We start from the raw sequence: 16695 nt of genomic DNA on the forward strand, positions 1-16695 counted from the left end.
ATTAAACCATCTTAATAAAATCAGTTTCTTTCGATTTTTTAATTACTTCATAGATGGAGTATCCAGAAACTTCTTTAAATTCTTTATCAATTTGTTTTTCATAACTTTTTGAATCTACAATAACTTTAAAATCACGATAAGCTTTCATTAATGATTCTTTTGTAATTCCTTTTTCATATGCTTCTTCAATACAATTATAAAAAGCAATGACATCTATAATTTCACTTGTTGACCAAGTATAATCTAACGGATAATTATATTCCATATTCACACCTCATTTTCTTTGTTATTATACCTTATCACCAAGAAAAAAACAAACCCATTAACATCAAAAAAAGAAATAGGAGGACACAGAATTGTATTCTTTCCATTTTTAAATAAAAAATAGATTTAGCTCCTATTACTAGAAACCAAATCTACCTATTTATCTATCTTCACGGAAATAGTTTGCACCTAATCCTTCAGGTCCACCTCCGCCTTGTGTTTGTCGAATCGAAGTAACAATCAATACAATAGCTGTAATGATAAATGGCAATGCTTGATATAATTGTGCAGGTATACTAGATAACCACCCAAACATCTCTGGAAATGAGTTCGCTAATGAACCACTATATACTTGTAACGTATTAAAGAACCCAAACAACAATGATCCTAAAATAGCCATTAACGGATTCCAATTAGAGAAAATAACTAAAGCAATCGAAATCCAACCATATCCATTAATCCAACAAGTAGAGCCTTCAAATGATCCACCCATAACTAAAGCCATATAAAGACCACCTAGTCCCATAATCCCAGACCCCACAATAATATGAATATATTTATACAAAATAATATTAATACCCACAGAATCAGCAGCTGAAGGATTTTCTCCTACTGCACGCAAACGTAATCCTGTTTTTGTATAATTCAAATAAAGCCAAAGACCTACAGCAATAGCAACTGCTAAATAAACTAAAATACTATGTGAGAAAAAAGCTTTCCCTAGAACTGGTATTTCACTAAGTAATGGAATTTCAATAGCGGCATATGCTGCTGATACACTTGGTGCACTTTGCAATGCTGGCCAAGCACTTCCAAAACCTTTTCCAATAAAGAAATATAGTCCTAAACCAAAAGTAGTAATAGTAAGCCCAGTTACATTTTGATTCGCTTGTAATGAAACAGTAAGAAAAGCAAATAACAATCCACAAAGTCCAGCTGCTATAAATGCAACAATCAATCCTATCCATAAACTGTTCGTACTTACTGCCGCTAGATATCCAATGATTGCACCTATTGCCATCGTACCTTCTACCCCTAAGTTAAGACTACCTGATTTTTCAGTTAGTATTTCACCTAAAGTTCCATAAAGAAGTACTGTATTATACACTACAATACTAAATAGAAATAACGTAATTACATTCATTATTCTACCTCCTGTTTACTAGTTTTCACTAATTTAAATCGAGTAAAGAAGTCTGCAGTTAGAACCGCAAATAAAATCATCCCTTGTAGTAAATTAGCAAAATTCGCATCTACTGTAGCATAAGATGCACTAGCTACACTACATCCATGTTGTAAAACAGTAATTAATAAACTTACTACAGTAATCGCAATCGTATTTAACTTAGCCAACCAAGCAACAACAATTCCAGTCCATCCAACACTATTTGTCATTGACGTAGAAAGTGTTCCTGCTGAAGAAACATAGAAAGCTCCTGCTAATCCAATCAATGCTGCAGAAAGAAAAATAGTACGTACTACAATTTTTGATACTTTCATACCTGCATATTTAGCACTATTCGGACTATCTCCAACTACTGCAATTTCATATCCACGTTTGGTATATTTTAAATACCACCAAATAGCAACACAAATAAGAAGTGCAATAACCAAAGAAAGATTTAATGAAAAATAACCAAAAAATGTAGGTATCTCAATCATTAGTGCACTTTCAGGGAAACTAGCAAACAATGGTCTACTTGAATCGGTAGAAAGAAAGAAATTCCATTCACCACTTGTTTCTCCAAAGAATTTCAAAAGATAAAGAGCAATATAATTCATCATTAATGTAAGTAATGTTTCATTTGTATTATACTTAACTTTTAAAACAGCTACAAAAGCACCATATAAACCTCCAAATAATGCTCCTACAAGTGCCATTAGTGGCAAGATAATAAGAGATGGTAAACTATCACCTAATAAATAAGCAACAATTCCTGCTCCAATTGCTCCCATAATAAATTGTCCTTCTCCACCAATATTCCAAAAACGCATTTTAAAAGCCAAAGAAAGAGCAACTGATGTTAATAATAAAGGAGTAAATACTTTAATAAATGCTTCTACTTGTTTATATCCAAACTTATTACCTATCAAGCCTAAACTAAACATATCTTTATAATAACTAAAAGGATTCACATTTTGTATCGATAATAAAATACCCCCAATAATAATTGCAATAAGAACTGCTAAAAGATAACTCAAAATAATACGTTTCAAACGAACATCATCACGTTTTACAACATGAAAATAATTTTGTCTTTTCATATTAGCACTCCTCTCTTTCTTCAATATGTTCTGCAAATAAACTATCTTTTGCAATACCTGGTATTTTATCACTACTATTACTAACAAGGTCTAAAGCCCCTGTCATCATTAATCCTAACTGTTCTTTACTCACTTTATGAGCATGAACAATTCCCATTACTTTACCATGGCAAAGCACCATGATTTTATCACAAAGAGCCATCATAACATCTAAATCTTCACCTACAAACAATATTCCTACACCACTTTGTTTTTGTTTATTAAGAATATCATAAATAGCATAAGATGAATTAATATCCAGTCCTCGTACTGGATAAGCAGTAATTAATACATTAGGTGCAATTTTAATTTCACGTCCTAATAATATTTTTTGAACATTTCCTCCTGATAAACGACGAACTGGAGTTTCTGTAGATGGTGTTACCACCTGCAATGATTGAATAACCTCTAAAGCATCATCACGACCTTTTTTACGATCCACTAAAAAACCTTTACTATCTGCATAGTTTTTTAAAATCATATTATCAGTAATCGATAAAGAGGGAGCAAGCCCCATTCCTAAACGATCTTCTGGAATAAAACTCATCGAAATTCCTTTTTTTATAATTTCTTTAGGAGACATTCCAACAATATTAGACCCTTTATGAATAATAGATCCTTTATCTATCTCTCTTAATCCTGCAATAGCCTCACAAAGTTCTTTTTGTCCACATCCTGCAATACCAGCAACACCCAACATTTCACCACCACGAATATAAAAACTAAGATTATCAATTGCTTTAGCACCCTCATCATTTTGAATATCAAGTCCTCGTATTTCTAATAAAGGTAGTGTTTTTTCCACTTTTGATCGTTCAATATTTAAATCAACTTTTCTACCTACCATTAATTCAGTCAAAACTTGTTCATTCGTTTCCTTTGTATTTACAGTCGTGATATATTCTCCTTTACGTAAAATAGCAACACGATCTGATATTTCTAACACTTCATTTAGTTTATGAGTAATGATAATAACAGAATGCCCATCTGCTTTCATTTGACGAAGTACATCAAATAATTTCTTTGTTTCTTGTACTGTTAGTACCGCAGTAGGTTCATCTAAAATAATAACTTTAGCACCATAATAAAGTACTTTTATAATTTCAAGAGTTTGTTTTTCACTTACTGACATTGTTAATACTTTTTTAGTAGGATCAATATCAAAACCAAACTTCTTACACATTTCTTCTATTTCAAAATATCTTGATTTACGAAGAACATTCCCTCCACCAACTTTTCCTACCCATATATTATCAGCAGCACTAAAAACATCTACCAATTTAAAATGTTGATGAACCATTCCAATCCCTATTTTTTTAGAGTCTTCAGGAGAATGAATACTTACTGGTTTACCCTGCATTAAAATTTCACCACAATCAGGTTGATAAATTCCTGATAACATATTCATTAACGTAGTTTTACCAGAACCATTCTCTCCAAGTAACGCAAGTATTTCCCCTTCTTTTACAGTTAAGTTTACGTCTTTATTAGCTATTACACTACCAAAAGTTTTCGTAATACCACGCATTTCAATTGCATAATTTTCCATAAGTCTCCTCCATTTATCTCATAAATTTGCATAGGGTAGGAGCAAGCCCCTACCCTATTATAAATATCATTTTAATCCAATGTTATTGTGCAACTACGCCTTCCACATTGAAGTCCATTGTTCCAGTGATAACACTATCATCAATAACTCCAGCTTCCGTACCATCATTTTTCATTACAGGTTCTTCCACTTGTGTAATTGTACCATCAGTAGAAATTTCTAATGAAACTCCTGAGAATACATCCCATTCACCAGATTCCATTAAAGCAGAAACTTCTTCAAGAATTTCAGCAGTACCTTCTGCAGCATTGTCAGACAATTCAGAAATGTCTATAAATCCTTCAGCAAGTCCACCATAGTAGTTACCTACTGTTGTCATGAATGTTGTTGGATCTTCCATAACAGCTGATATTGCAGCTTCATAATAAATATCCCAATTCCAAATAGGTGCACAAATATGTGCATCTGGAGCTTGTTCTGTCATATCAGAATTATATCCAAATCCATAAATTCCGTTTTCTTCTGCTACCATTTGAGGTTGTGCAGAATCACTATGTTGGGCAATAATACCAACATCATAAGTATCAATTAATGCTTGAGCAGCTTGACGTTCTAATGTTTCATCTCCCCAACTTGAAATTTCATTTACATACACAGTAGCATTAGCGTTAACTGATTGTACCCCTAATGTAAATGCATTAATACCTGAACAAGTTTCAGCATATTCTAAGTTGTATGCTGCAACATATCCAATTGCATCATTTCCAGTTTCTAAAGATTTTAAACCAGCAGCAACACCTGCTAAATATCTAGCTTGGTAAATACGTCCAAAGTAGTTATTAAAGTTTGTATCATTACTTAAATATCCTGTAGCATGTGAGAATATAATATCTGAATATTCTTCTTGTGCAGCAGCAGTATCAAATGCAGTAATATAACCAAATGAAATACCAAAAATAATATCGCATCCTTGACCAGCAAGTGTATCAATTGCAGCACTTACTTGTGTGTCATCTTCTTCCACATTATCAACAATTAATAAATCTGTTTCCGTATCTAAACCTAAATTTTCCATAGCTGTTACAATTCCAGTATGGTGTTGGTATGTATATCCTGATGTGTCATTTTGACTAGTGATATAGATTGCTCCAACTGTAATTCCGCTTGTGTCTTCTTCTTCTGATTCACTAGTAGAACATGCTGTACATGTTACCATCATTGTGATTGCTAGAAAAAGTGTAACTAATTTTTTCATCTTATCTCCCCTTTTTTTCTTTTTTTATAGAAAGCCTTTTGGCTTAACTACCCGAACTAATCATTAATACTTAAAACTCAATCTTTTTATCATGAAAATAATTTTATATAAAAGGTTTTACTTTTTAATGTAGACATCATTTATAATATTCTTAGTTTAAGTTTCCTTTTGAATATTACTGAATAACACTATCTTTTTTATATAAAAAAAGTAAAGTTGAGCCTTTTTATTCAAGAATTTTACAAAGAATATTTTAACAAATAAAGCAATATTTAACAACATTTTTCGATATTATTACGCCAATATCCCAAAGTTTTTCCATTTTATAAAGTATACTCTTTCCATTTCTTTATATAATCGCTATTTTTATCCTAATTTCATATATTTTTAAGCATTTTATAAACAAATAATAGCAAAGTGATATTTATTAAAAAACATCCTATAATAGAAAGAAAAGTAATTATTTCTTTACCAAAATATAATTTTGTCTACCTGTTATACAGATAGCCAATATAACCTTACAAAGCAACTCCTTAGGCACTAATCATGTCAAAAAAAAGAAATCTGAATACTATACATTGAAGGAGGGATAATATGAATTGTGGATATAATAGCTATGGTTGTGGAGGCAATAGTTGTATGCCTAGTTATAACTGTAATCCATTTGGTTGTGGCGGTTGTCAAAGTCAAAGTAATGGATGTGGTTTTTCAGGGCAAGGTTCTAGTTGGTTTGCAATCGTTTTGGTTGTCTTTTTGTTATTAATTATTTGTGGATGCACAAGAATTCACGGCTAAAAAATTATTGTTAATGACCCCATTTGTGTTATAATGACATACGTGGGGTGAGTTTATGTTAACAATGAAAGACATTATAGATGATAATAATCCTAAAATTAGAGAAATATCAAAAGAAGTAACACTTCCTTTATCTACGGAAGATAAACAATTATTACAAGATATGTATACATTTCTTGTGCAATCTCAAGATGAAAAGTTAAGCGAAAAATATGATTTACGACCAGCAGTTGGAATTGCCGCAATTCAACTCGGAATACCAAAAAGAATGTGTGCTATTTATGTGGTTGATTATGATGAAGATGGAAATCCTATTAGTAACAGTAGTTATGCTTTAGTAAATCCAAAAATCATTAAGTATACCCAAAAACCATCTCATTTAAGAGATGGTGAAGGTTGTTTATCCGTTAATTATGAGTGTACAGGAATTGTTCCAAGACATGCAAAGATAACAGTTGAAAGTTATGATTTACTACAAGATAAGGTAGTACGTATTGTAGCTAGAGGTTTCCTATCTATTTGTATGCAACATGAATTTGATCATTTTGAAGGAACTCTTTTCTATGATCATATCAATAAAGAAGATCCTTTTGCACCAATTGAAAATGCAATGATCATTGACTAAAAAACATCACAAATAGTGATGTTTTTTTAAATAACTTTTTCTACCCGATCTTTTCGATCTTTAAAAGAATTAATAATTGGTACTAAAAAGCTAGCTACAATACCTCCTGCAAATCCATTATTATATAAATTCATACCATCATAAATACTAACAATGTTTAAAGCAACCGAAGAATGAATAAATCCAGCCAATACTCCTGCTAAAAAGCCAAATCTACCTGCTATTGGTGCTAGTGTTGTTGCCATTAAACAAGTAATAAGAGGAGCCGGATCACTAATATCCCAAACCTTTACTAAACTTGCTAAATAAACCCCTACCATAATAGGTAATATATTGAGAAGATGTTTTCCAGTTGAGCTAAATCCAACAATAGTAAAGATCCCCCCAATAGTAGGACCATTTAAATCTCCCCCTACCATTACTACAATAAGTGTGGCTACTAAACCATTAATACCCATATTAATAAAAGTAGAACGGATTCCTACTCTTCTTAAATAATCAGGTGCATTAACTCCCGAACTAATCAAGATTTTCAAATATCCAATAATACCCCTTCGATCTTTCGAACACCCAACAAGTATCATTGTCAAAAACAAAACGGCTAAGGCAACAAATAAAGTATCATTATTACCAGTAGACCATATCAAACGAGACTGACTTTCAATCCCAAAAGATTTAAAAATAGAAGCAATCACAGTAGAAATAATCCCTGCAGAAAACCCTACATTATACAAAGAAAAACCACGATGTGTTGCATATAGATGACTTGATAAAGGTGGTAAAATAAAGCCTATTAAAACACCTACAAAAAGACTTAATAAAAACTTTACTACTGGAGATAAAGTAGTGATTTGTAAAATTTGTGTAATAATTGGGGAAAGACTTGTTCCGTATAAGCCAATATAAATAAACTTACTTAAAGGTGCTTTATGATAAATAGCATAAAGCCAAACACCCAATAAAATATACCAAATATTAATAATATTCTTACCAAACAAAGAAAAACCAAACATCAAACAACAAGCAGTAACCGTATGTCCATCGACATCCATATCTAACATATACACAATAAATAAAGATACCAACGTTAATAAAGAAGCATTTACAAAAGCTGCTCCAATACCACCAACTACCATATAATCAGTAATCAATAAATCTGGTTCCTTAATAATATTATATAATCCTAATAATATTTGTTCGGGAGAATCATAGAAAAAAGCGATTATTAAAAAATAGAACGGAATCATTGCAAGTAAGAGAAACTTTTGATTCCTATTTAATTTATTTATATTATCAAACATATTATCCTCCTGTCGCTATATCATATCATAAATATAGGAGAAAATCGACGTAAAAAAAAGGAAATACTAGATTTCCTAAATTTTATCAAATGCTTGTTGTAAATCATTCTTTAAATCTTTGACATCTTCTAAACCTACTGAAATACGAACAGCTTCTTCATATACTCCTGCAACATCTCTTTCTTCTTTTGACATCTGTGCATGAGTTGTACTAGCTGGATGCGTTAATAATGATTTTGAATCCGCAAAGTTAGTCACATGAATAAATAATTCCACATTATTAATGACTGCTTTCCCTGCCATTAAACCACCTTTTACACCAAAACTAAATAATCCTCCAAATCCATTAGGAAAATATTTTTTAGCTAACTCATAATTTGATGATCCTGGTAATTCACTATAATTAACCCATTCTACCTTTTCATTTTCTTGTAAGAAAGTAGCTAATTGACGTGAATTATCCACATGTTTTTGCATACGCAATGATAATGTTTCTAATCCTAATAACGTTAGATAGGCATTAAATGGTGCCATACATGCACCTAAATCACGTAATGTTTTCGCTATTAATTTTGTTGCTAGTGCTCCTTCTCCTAAATCTGCATAAACAATATCATGATATGCTTTATCTGGAGTATTAAATAATGGATATCTAGGATTATCTTTGAAATTAAAAGTTCCACTATCAACAACAATACCACCCATTACATTGCCATGACCAGCTAAATATTTCGTTGTTGAATAAACAACGATATCTGCACCATATTGAATTGGTTTAAATAGATAAGGTGTTGGTGTTGTATTATCAACAACCAATAATAAATTATATTTTTTAGCTAATTTACTTATTGCTTCAAAATCTAACATATCTCCATTAGGATTCCCTACTGATTCAATAAAAATCATTCTTGTTTTTTCATTAATTAGCGCTTCCATCTTTGTTAAATCACGAGGATCTACAAAATGTGAAGTAAATCCCATTCCTGTCATTGTTCCAGAAAGAGACCCAATAGTTCCTCCATATAAATTATGAGCAGCTACAATCTCATCTCCACTTTGACAAACAGTCATAATTAATCCCATAATAGCAGCAGTCCCGGAAGCAAAAGCTACCGCACTAGCTCCACCATCTAAAGCTGCCATTCTCTCTTGCAGGGCTGATACTGTTGGATTTGATAATCTTGAATAAAAGTATCCACCTTCTTCTAAAGCAAAAATTCGTGCTGCTTGGTCGGCATCTTCAAAAGTAAATGCATTCGATAAATAAATCGGCATCCCAGTTGCCTTTGTTGCAGGATCTATCTTGCTACCTGCATGTATTTGTAATGTATCAAAACCATAATCTTTCATAACTTGTCTCCCTTATTTTATTTTTTACAATTCTAACACATACTAACAAAATAAACTAGCAAAAAGAGCAGAAACAATTTTCTGCTCTTTTATATAACAAATACGATGGCAGTCGTAACAATTATGATTTGATGAAATCTGGATAAGCCTCAGAACCATGTTCCCCAATATCTAATCCTTCGATTTCTTCTTCTGGTTTAACACGTAAACCAACTGTTTTCTTAATTAATGTAAACATTAAGAAACTTACTGTACATACCCAAGCACCTACACAGCTAATTCCAATTAATTGAACAATGAATAAATCCATTCCTCCACCATAGAATAAACCTAAGATTCCTTCGCATGCAGGAGTATTACAAGCAAATAAACCAACAGCTAATGTTCCCCAAACACCATTTACACAGTGAACACCAACAGCACCTACAGGATCATCAATTTTACATTTACGATCTAAGAATTCAATTGAGAATGTTACTAAGAACCCAGCAACAATACCAATAACAATTGCACCATAGATTGATACAATATGGCAACCTGCAGTAATCGCTACTAACCCAGCTAAAACACCATTTAATGTCATAGAAATATCTGGTTTACCATATCTTTTCCAAGTAATTGCAAGTACTGTTACAGCAGCCGCACAAGCAGCAGCATTTGTAGTCATTGCAATATGCCCAACATAAGTAGCCGCTTCTAAAGAAGAACCACAGTTAAATCCAAACCAGCAGAACCATAAGATAAATACACCTAATGTTCCCATTGGAATATTATGTCCAGGAATTGCATATACTTCACCTTTTGGTCCGTATTTACCAATTCTTGGTCCTAATACAATAGCACCCATTAATGCTGCAAAACCACCTACTGCATGTACTGCTGCAGATCCAGCAAAATCAATGAATCCCATTCCTGATAAGAATCCACCACCCCATATCCAGTGACCTGATACTGGGTAGATAACTAAACTAATTAAAATAGTATAAATAATATATGATGAGAATTTAGTTCTTTCAGCCATAGCTCCAGATACAATTGTTGCTGCAGTTGCACAGAACACTGTTTGGAAGAAAATAAATAATTCTGCCCCAATTGCATCAAATTGATCTAAACCTAAAGCTAATGGATTAAAGAATCCTGTAGATCCGATAAAACCACTAATAGAATCACCAAACATTAAACCAAATCCTACTAAAAAGAAAATCAATGACCCTAAAGCAAAGTCCATTACATTTTTCATTAAAACGTTATTTGAGTTCTTTTGACGAGTAAACCCTGACTCTAAGATTGCAAATCCTGCTTGCATTAACATTACCATTACTGCCGCAACAAATACCCATACGACGTTAATTAACTGTACTACTTCTTCCATAAATTTTTCCCCCTATTAAGTTATGTTATAAAGCTTCTGATCCTTTTTCCCCTGTACGCACACGTACTGCATCATCTACTGGTGAAATGAATATTTTTCCATCTCCAACATTTCCTGTACGAATTTTTGCAGTAATAACATCCACGATTTCATCTACTGAATCTTTTGCTACCACTGTTTCCACACGTAATTTAGAAACTAAATTAACAGAATAAGTTGTTCCACGGTATTGTTGAGTATGCCCCATTTGATTACCAAAACCCATTACTGTAGTAACCATCATACCTGAAATACCACATTCAGTTAGTGCGATTTTTAAATCTTCTAACTTTTCTGGACGAATAATAATTTCCAATTTTTTCATTTAAATTCTCCCCCTTTTGTATTGATTTGAAGCTCTTGTTCAAATCTTGATAAGAATATATCATTCTGATAAATTTTTGTCAATGGTTATTTGAAATTTTTTTATTAAAGTGATAAAAAATTATCTATACAATAAAAAGACCTTTCGGTCTTTAGTAATAATTTTGAATTATATGAACCATGTCTTCTACATAGAGTCTAGCTCCATCCAATGCTTCTCTTGGTACTACCTTATAATTCTTTAATTGTAATTTACAAGAGTATTGTTCTCTCATCAGTGGTAGGTGTAAACCTTGACATAATTTCACTACTTTATCTAATCTTTTGTTCGTTATATAGAAGGTATTAATGATACATATGTTTTTTACATAGTCTCTAGATAGTCTTTTTATAAAAGATTGCATTGTTTTATAATCAAAGCACCATTCATCAAAAACAATGACTATTAAATCAACAGATGTATTTGGATTATATTCTTCTATTACTTGAGAGTAGCTACGAGCCCATTTAGCGACTTCTTTACTAACTACTTCACTCTTTTTTGCATTCCTAGGATGCACTATTGCTACTTTCATTTTAATCACCACTTACAACTATAATAGAGTAATGTGAACTTTTTGTGTATTTTTTAAAATGTAAAATAAAAACTTTTTTTAAGTCTTAAAAAATGATAAAATATCCAAGCAAAGGAGATTACAATGAAAAGAAGAAATTGTATTGTTGGACAATCTGGAGGACCCACGATTGCAATCAACGCATCATTAGCGGGAATCATTCACCGCGCTCATGCATTAAATGAATTTAATCATGTGTATGGAATGATTAATGGAATTATGGGCTTATTAGAAGGCCGTTATATGGATTTATTAGAAGAATTTGATACTGGGGATAAAATTAACTTTTTAAAACAAACTCCTGCGATGTATTTAGGTTCATGTCGTTTTAAATTACCTACTCATAAAGAATGCATTGATACTTTTGAAAAAATATTCTCTATTTTAGAAGATTTAAATATTACTGATTTTTATTATATTGGTGGAAATGATTCCATGGATACAGTAATGAAATTAGATGACTATGCAAAATCTATTCATAGTCCGATTAAATTTATTGGTATTCCTAAAACAATTGATAATGATTTAATGGGAACTGATCATACTCCTGGTTTTGGTTCTGCAGCAAAATATGTTGCTACGTCCATGTTAGAAATTGTACATGATAGTTCTATCTATCAATTACAATCTGTGACTATTGTAGAAATCATGGGACGTAATGCTGGATGGTTAACAGCGGCTAGCGCTCTTGCAAGAAATGAATACAATCAAGCACCAGATTTAATTTACTTACCAGAAACTGCTTTTAACAAAGAGAAGTTCTTAACAGATATTCGTGAAGTTTTTAAACATAAACAATGTGTTGTTATCGCTGTTAGTGAAGGGATTCGTGATGAATCTGGTCATTTTTTAGATGATGATTCCAAATATGCAAAGAAAGATGCTTTTGGACATGTATTACATAGTGGTACTGGAAAGTTATTAGAATCATTAGTTTTCCAAGAATTCCAATGTAAGGTCCGTAGTATTGAATTAAATGTTTTACAACGATGTGCGATGCATATCGGTTCTAAAACTGATTTAAATGAATCGTTTGTAATAGGTCAAGCAGCAGTAGAAGAATCATTAAGTGGGAATTCTGGTCGTGTGATGGGATTCAAACGGATTAGTGATAAACCATATTTGATTGAGACAATGTCTAGTGATGTTCGTAGTGTTGCGAATTTAGAACAAAAAATACCAAGACAATGGATTCATCCAAATGGTCATGATATTAGTGAAAAACTATACCATTATTTAGCTCCTTTAATTCAAGGAGAAGTACATATTTCTTATAGTAATGGTATTCCAAATTATTATAGTTGTAAACATTTAAGCAAATAGCCCCTATTAGGGGCTATTTCCATATTCTTTTTAATATTTTAATTGCTTTATCAACATCTTCATAATCAATACTACTAAAAGATAAGGCTACTTGATGATGATTATTTTTTAATATATAAATACTTTCTTTTTTTGCTAATTCAATATAGGTATCTACTAGTTTTGTTGGTAAATCAATTGTTATCTTTAAAGGTGTTTCATATAAGATACAAGGATATTGAGGGAAGTTAGTTTGCCAAGTATCTATTAAATGCGTTGATAAGTCAGCATAATACTTTCGTAATCTTTTGATATGACGACCTAGTTGATTATCTTCTAAATAAGCAGCAAACGCTAATTGTTCTAATTTAGAAGTTGTTTGATGATAATATTTATTTTTATCAATAAATTTATTCATTAACTGTTTAGGTAAAGACATATAACTGATACGGATAGAAGGTAATAAAACTTTGGAAAAAGAACCAATATAAATAACCCATTGATCATCATCTTTTGCTAATGCATCAATTGGTTTACTTAAAAACTTTAATTCTCCATTATGATCATCTTCTATTAGATAAACTTCTTTTTCTCTAGCATATTTTAATAACTCTATTCTTCTTTGTCTTTTTAGTGGTTTTCCATGATAACCACTAGAAGAAGAATGAATATATAACATTTGAATATTGAGATCAGCTAATGATTTTATATCAATACCATCTTTATCACTAGGTATCTTTATAATCTCTATTCCTAAGTTTTCAAATACACTTTGTGCTTGAATAAACCCTACTTCATCCATTCCAATAGAGATAGGCCTTAAAAAACAATGACATAACTGTTGTAATAACACTTGAAATCCAGCACCTACTATCATTTGATCAGTAGGTCTTTTTACACCACGATATTGATAGCTATATAACTGTAATTGTTCTAATAATTCTATTTGACCAAAAGGACTTCCATAAGAAAGCAAAGCATCTTGATTATGTAATGTTCTTTTTATATACTTTTGCCAAATTTGGATATCAAAACAAGATGTATTTACTTTTCTACCACTAAAATCATAAAGATAAACTTGTTCTTTTGATGGAATATGTGCTTCTTCTTTTTTAATAGAAGTTTGCAATGTTTCTTGCACGTCTACAAAATATCCTTTTTTTTCTACTGCATAAATATACCCTTCTGCTAACAACTGTAAATAAGCATTTTCTACTGTTGTTTTAGAAACTTGCATCTCTTTTGACATTTGACGAATAGAAGGAATCTTTTGATGATATACTAAATAACCATCATGAATATCACAAACAATTTTTTGATAAACCGCAATATATTTAAATGTTTCCATTTTTAAATCATACTTAATCCTACACGAGATTTATGTAAATCAACTTCAATAACAGATACTTCTACAATATCTCCAATATTTACTTTTTCTAGTGGGTGTTTAATTCTTTGGTTTGATATTTTAGAAATATGTACTAATCCATCATTCTTTAAACCTATATCAACAAAGACACCAAAATCAACTACATTACGTACTACTCCTTCTAATTTTAAACCAATTGATAAATCATCAATTTTTAAAATATCTTTTTTTAATAGTGGTGTCGCATAGTTATCTCTAGGACTACGATTTGGTTTAATAAAACAATCGAATATATCATCTAGTGTATAAGCGTCTATCGCTAATTGTTGCATTGTTTGTTCTTTATCTAATTGATTGATTTTTTCTTGAATATCATTTGTTCCTAATTCTTCATAATTACTTTTTAGTAATGTTAATAATGTTTGTGCTTGTTTGTAGTTATCAGGATGAATAGCAGTTGCATCAAAAGGGTTAACTGGCTCACTAATACGTAAGAAACCAATTGCTTGTTGATAAGTCTTAGCACCCATTTTCTTCACTTTTTTGATTTCTTTACGATCTTCAAAACGCCCAAATTCATTACGATAATCAATAATGTTTTTAGCAACACTGGCATTTAAACCTGCAACATATTGTAATAAAGAAGAAGACGCACGATTAATATCTACCCCTACTTGATTTACTGTAGTTTCTACTACAAAATCTAATTGTTCTGATAATAGTTTTGGTGCAATATCATGTTGATATTGCCCAACACTAATAGCTTTTGGTTCTATTTTGACTAGTTCTGCTAAAGGATCTTGAAGTCTTCTAGCAATAGATACTGCTGATCTTTCTTCTACTTGATAATCTGGGAATTCTTCTAGAGCAATTTTACTTGCTGAATATACAGAAGCACCTGCTTCTGAAATAATTGCATAATCAATATCTAAATGATGTTCTTTAATTAGATTTGCTATGAAAGCTTCGCTTTCACGACTAGCTGTACCATTACCTATTGCAATAATTTCTACATTATATTTTTTTATTAATGACAATAATACTTTTGTTTCTTTATCATAGTTATTTTTAGGAATTGTAATAAATACTTTATCAATTTCTAGTACTTTCCCAGTTTCATCTACGACTGCTAACTTACATCCTGTACGATAAGCTGGATCTAGTCCTAATACTACTTTATCTTTTAATGGTGCTTGTAGTAATAATTTTTCTAAATTAACAGAGAATACATTTAATGCTTGAACATGTGCACGTTGTGTTAATTCATTTCTTACTGCTCTTTCAATTGATGGGAATAATAAACGGTGATATCCATCTTCTACTGCTTTTTTTAGTTTATCTAAAACAGCTGTTTCTCTTTTTTTAGTAACACCTCTTAATATATAATCAATAAAATAATTAGTATCTACTTCAATAGAAACTCCAATTACCTTTTCATTTTCTGCACGATTTACTGCTAAAATACGATGAGTTGCGATATGACTAATCTTTTCAGAATACGCATAATACATTTCATATACTTTCTTTTCATCTGTATGTTTCTTTTTTTCTTTTGTTACTAAAACACCTGTTTTAAAAATCATATCTTGTACAAATTTACGATATTTTATATCATCACTAACTATTTCAGCAATGATATCCATTGCTCCAAGATAGGCTTCTTCGATTGATAATACTTGTTCATTAATAAATGTTTTAGCATAAGCATCTATAGAGTCTTTTGGTAATGATAACATTTTAAGAGCTAAGGGTTCTAATCCTTTGGCTTTTGCATCTGTTGCTTTGGTTTTTCTTTTTTCTTTAAAAGGACGATAGATATCTTCTACTTCTGTTAATTTAGTAGATTCTTGAATGTTTTTCTTTAGTTCTACTGTTAACATTCCTTTTTCTTCTAATAAACGAATAACGTCTTCTTTTCTTTTTGTTAAATTAACTAGATATTGATATTCTTTATCAATATCTCTAATTTGTGTTTCATCTAGACCTCCTGTTGCTTCCTTACGATAGCGGGCAATAAAAGGAACAGTATTTCCTTCTTCTAATAAAGATAATACTGTTTCTACTTGTTTGTTTGTTATTTGTAACGCACTACTAACTGCATTTATATTTATATCACTCATAATATCTCCTTCTATAAAATCTGTTTATAATTATATCATCATTTCATAAAATTTGTTAAACATTCCTAAAAAAAGTGCTATAATCACTACATATGATACTTTGAAAGGGGAA

General features: G+C 31.1%; 15 protein-coding genes. 3 read left to right on the forward strand and 12 right to left on the reverse strand.

The window, feature by feature from the left end:
* Position 1: 1 nt before the first annotated feature.
* The 5 genes from LRR82_RS06755 to LRR82_RS06775 all read right to left on the reverse strand — a co-directional run bounded on the left by LRR82_RS06755 (position 2) and on the right by LRR82_RS06775 (position 5372).
* Positions 2 to 265 carry a UPF0223 family protein gene (locus tag LRR82_RS06755; RefSeq protein ID WP_249028674.1) on the reverse strand — a complete coding sequence of 88 codons (264 nt, stop codon included), beginning with the start codon at positions 263 to 265 and terminating at the stop codon, positions 2 to 4.
* A gap of 159 nt (positions 266 to 424) precedes the next feature.
* Complete coding sequence (locus LRR82_RS06760; protein ID WP_249028675.1) at positions 425 to 1408, reverse strand: ABC transporter permease; 984 nt, start codon at positions 1406 to 1408, stop codon at positions 425 to 427.
* A complete protein-coding gene (locus LRR82_RS06765) occupies positions 1408 to 2529 on the reverse strand; it encodes an ABC transporter permease (RefSeq protein ID WP_249028676.1) in 1122 nt (373 codons plus the stop codon). Before LRR82_RS06765 ends, LRR82_RS06760 begins: the two co-directional genes overlap by 1 nt.
* A gap of 1 nt (position 2530) precedes the next feature.
* On the reverse strand, positions 2531 to 4117 hold the full coding sequence (locus LRR82_RS06770; protein ID WP_249028677.1) for an ABC transporter ATP-binding protein: 1587 nt from the start codon (positions 4115 to 4117) through the stop codon (positions 2531 to 2533).
* 82 nt (positions 4118 to 4199) lie between these two features.
* The gene (locus LRR82_RS06775; protein WP_249028678.1) at positions 4200 to 5372 is read right to left on the reverse strand and encodes a BMP family ABC transporter substrate-binding protein; all 1173 of its coding nucleotides are present in this window, start codon (positions 5370 to 5372) and stop codon (positions 4200 to 4202) included.
* A gap of 594 nt (positions 5373 to 5966) precedes the next feature.
* Between LRR82_RS06775 and yjcZ the strand changes: the two genes are divergently transcribed.
* Both yjcZ and def read left to right on the forward strand, forming a co-directional pair.
* On the forward strand, positions 5967 to 6167 hold the full coding sequence (yjcZ, locus tag LRR82_RS06780; protein ID WP_249028679.1) for a sporulation protein YjcZ: 201 nt from the start codon (positions 5967 to 5969) through the stop codon (positions 6165 to 6167).
* Between the two features lie 55 nt (positions 6168 to 6222).
* Positions 6223 to 6792, forward strand: coding sequence for a peptide deformylase (gene def / locus LRR82_RS06785; protein ID WP_249028680.1), 570 nt, complete (start codon positions 6223 to 6225; stop codon positions 6790 to 6792).
* A 26-nt stretch (positions 6793 to 6818) separates the two neighbouring features.
* Here def and LRR82_RS06790 read toward each other — a convergent pair whose 3' ends face one another.
* From LRR82_RS06790 to LRR82_RS06810, 5 genes are all read right to left on the reverse strand, one after another.
* The gene (locus LRR82_RS06790) at positions 6819 to 8093 is read right to left on the reverse strand and encodes a DUF1576 domain-containing protein (RefSeq protein ID WP_249028681.1); all 1275 of its coding nucleotides are present in this window, start codon (positions 8091 to 8093) and stop codon (positions 6819 to 6821) included.
* 75 nt (positions 8094 to 8168) lie between these two features.
* Positions 8169 to 9443 carry an O-acetylhomoserine aminocarboxypropyltransferase/cysteine synthase family protein gene (locus tag LRR82_RS06795; RefSeq protein ID WP_249028682.1) on the reverse strand — a complete coding sequence of 425 codons (1275 nt, stop codon included), beginning with the start codon at positions 9441 to 9443 and terminating at the stop codon, positions 8169 to 8171.
* 121 nt (positions 9444 to 9564) lie between these two features.
* On the reverse strand, positions 9565 to 10815 hold the full coding sequence (locus LRR82_RS06800; protein ID WP_249028683.1) for an ammonium transporter: 1251 nt from the start codon (positions 10813 to 10815) through the stop codon (positions 9565 to 9567).
* A gap of 25 nt (positions 10816 to 10840) precedes the next feature.
* Entirely contained in the window at positions 10841 to 11179 is a 339-nt protein-coding gene (locus tag LRR82_RS06805) for a P-II family nitrogen regulator (protein ID WP_249028684.1), read from the reverse strand.
* A gap of 151 nt (positions 11180 to 11330) precedes the next feature.
* Complete coding sequence (locus LRR82_RS06810; protein WP_249028685.1) at positions 11331 to 11753, reverse strand: hypothetical protein; 423 nt, start codon at positions 11751 to 11753, stop codon at positions 11331 to 11333.
* Positions 11754 to 11876: 123 nt separating this feature from the next.
* Between LRR82_RS06810 and LRR82_RS06815 the strand changes: the two genes are divergently transcribed.
* On the forward strand, positions 11877 to 13115 hold the full coding sequence (locus LRR82_RS06815; RefSeq protein ID WP_249028686.1) for a 6-phosphofructokinase: 1239 nt from the start codon (positions 11877 to 11879) through the stop codon (positions 13113 to 13115).
* A gap of 13 nt (positions 13116 to 13128) precedes the next feature.
* On the opposite strand, the gene pdxR is transcribed toward LRR82_RS06815, so the two are convergent.
* Positions 13129 to 14442, reverse strand: a complete 1314-nt coding sequence (gene pdxR / locus LRR82_RS06820) for a MocR-like pyridoxine biosynthesis transcription factor PdxR (RefSeq protein ID WP_249028687.1) — start codon at positions 14440 to 14442, stop codon at positions 13129 to 13131.
* 2 nt (positions 14443 to 14444) lie between these two features.
* A complete protein-coding gene (locus LRR82_RS06825) occupies positions 14445 to 16583 on the reverse strand; it encodes a Tex family protein (RefSeq protein ID WP_249028688.1) in 2139 nt (712 codons plus the stop codon).
* Between the last annotated feature and the right edge of the window lie 112 nt (positions 16584 to 16695).

This window comes from Tannockella kyphosi, from assembly GCF_021054785.1.
In the GTDB taxonomy this organism is placed as follows: Bacteria; Bacillota_I; Bacilli_A; order Erysipelotrichales; family Coprobacillaceae; genus Tannockella; species Tannockella kyphosi.

Excerpts from the sequence above, each read along its gene's own strand:
- LRR82_RS06810 (WP_249028685.1), bottom strand. The coding sequence starts at position 11,753 with ATGAAAGTAGCAATAGTGCATCCTAGGAATGCAAAAAAGAGTGAAGTA.
- LRR82_RS06760 (WP_249028675.1), bottom strand. The coding sequence starts at position 1,408 with ATGAATGTAATTACGTTATTTCTATTTAGTATTGTAGTGTATAATACA.
- LRR82_RS06805 (WP_249028684.1), bottom strand. The coding sequence starts at position 11,179 with ATGAAAAAATTGGAAATTATTATTCGTCCAGAAAAGTTAGAAGATTTA.
- LRR82_RS06790 (WP_249028681.1), bottom strand. The coding sequence starts at position 8,093 with ATGTTTGATAATATAAATAAATTAAATAGGAATCAAAAGTTTCTCTTA.
- LRR82_RS06800 (WP_249028683.1), bottom strand. The coding sequence starts at position 10,815 with ATGGAAGAAGTAGTACAGTTAATTAACGTCGTATGGGTATTTGTTGCG.
- LRR82_RS06765 (WP_249028676.1), bottom strand. The coding sequence starts at position 2,529 with ATGAAAAGACAAAATTATTTTCATGTTGTAAAACGTGATGATGTTCGT.
- LRR82_RS06770 (WP_249028677.1), bottom strand. The coding sequence starts at position 4,117 with ATGGAAAATTATGCAATTGAAATGCGTGGTATTACGAAAACTTTTGGT.
- LRR82_RS06755 (WP_249028674.1), bottom strand. The coding sequence starts at position 265 with ATGGAATATAATTATCCGTTAGATTATACTTGGTCAACAAGTGAAATT.
- LRR82_RS06775 (WP_249028678.1), bottom strand. The coding sequence starts at position 5,372 with ATGAAAAAATTAGTTACACTTTTTCTAGCAATCACAATGATGGTAACA.
- pdxR (WP_249028687.1), bottom strand. The coding sequence starts at position 14,442 with ATGGAAACATTTAAATATATTGCGGTTTATCAAAAAATTGTTTGTGAT.
- LRR82_RS06795 (WP_249028682.1), bottom strand. The coding sequence starts at position 9,443 with ATGAAAGATTATGGTTTTGATACATTACAAATACATGCAGGTAGCAAG.
- LRR82_RS06825 (WP_249028688.1), bottom strand. The coding sequence starts at position 16,583 with ATGAGTGATATAAATATAAATGCAGTTAGTAGTGCGTTACAAATAACA.
- yjcZ (WP_249028679.1), top strand. The coding sequence starts at position 5,967 with ATGAATTGTGGATATAATAGCTATGGTTGTGGAGGCAATAGTTGTATG.
- LRR82_RS06815 (WP_249028686.1), top strand. The coding sequence starts at position 11,877 with ATGAAAAGAAGAAATTGTATTGTTGGACAATCTGGAGGACCCACGATT.
- def (WP_249028680.1), top strand. The coding sequence starts at position 6,223 with ATGTTAACAATGAAAGACATTATAGATGATAATAATCCTAAAATTAGA.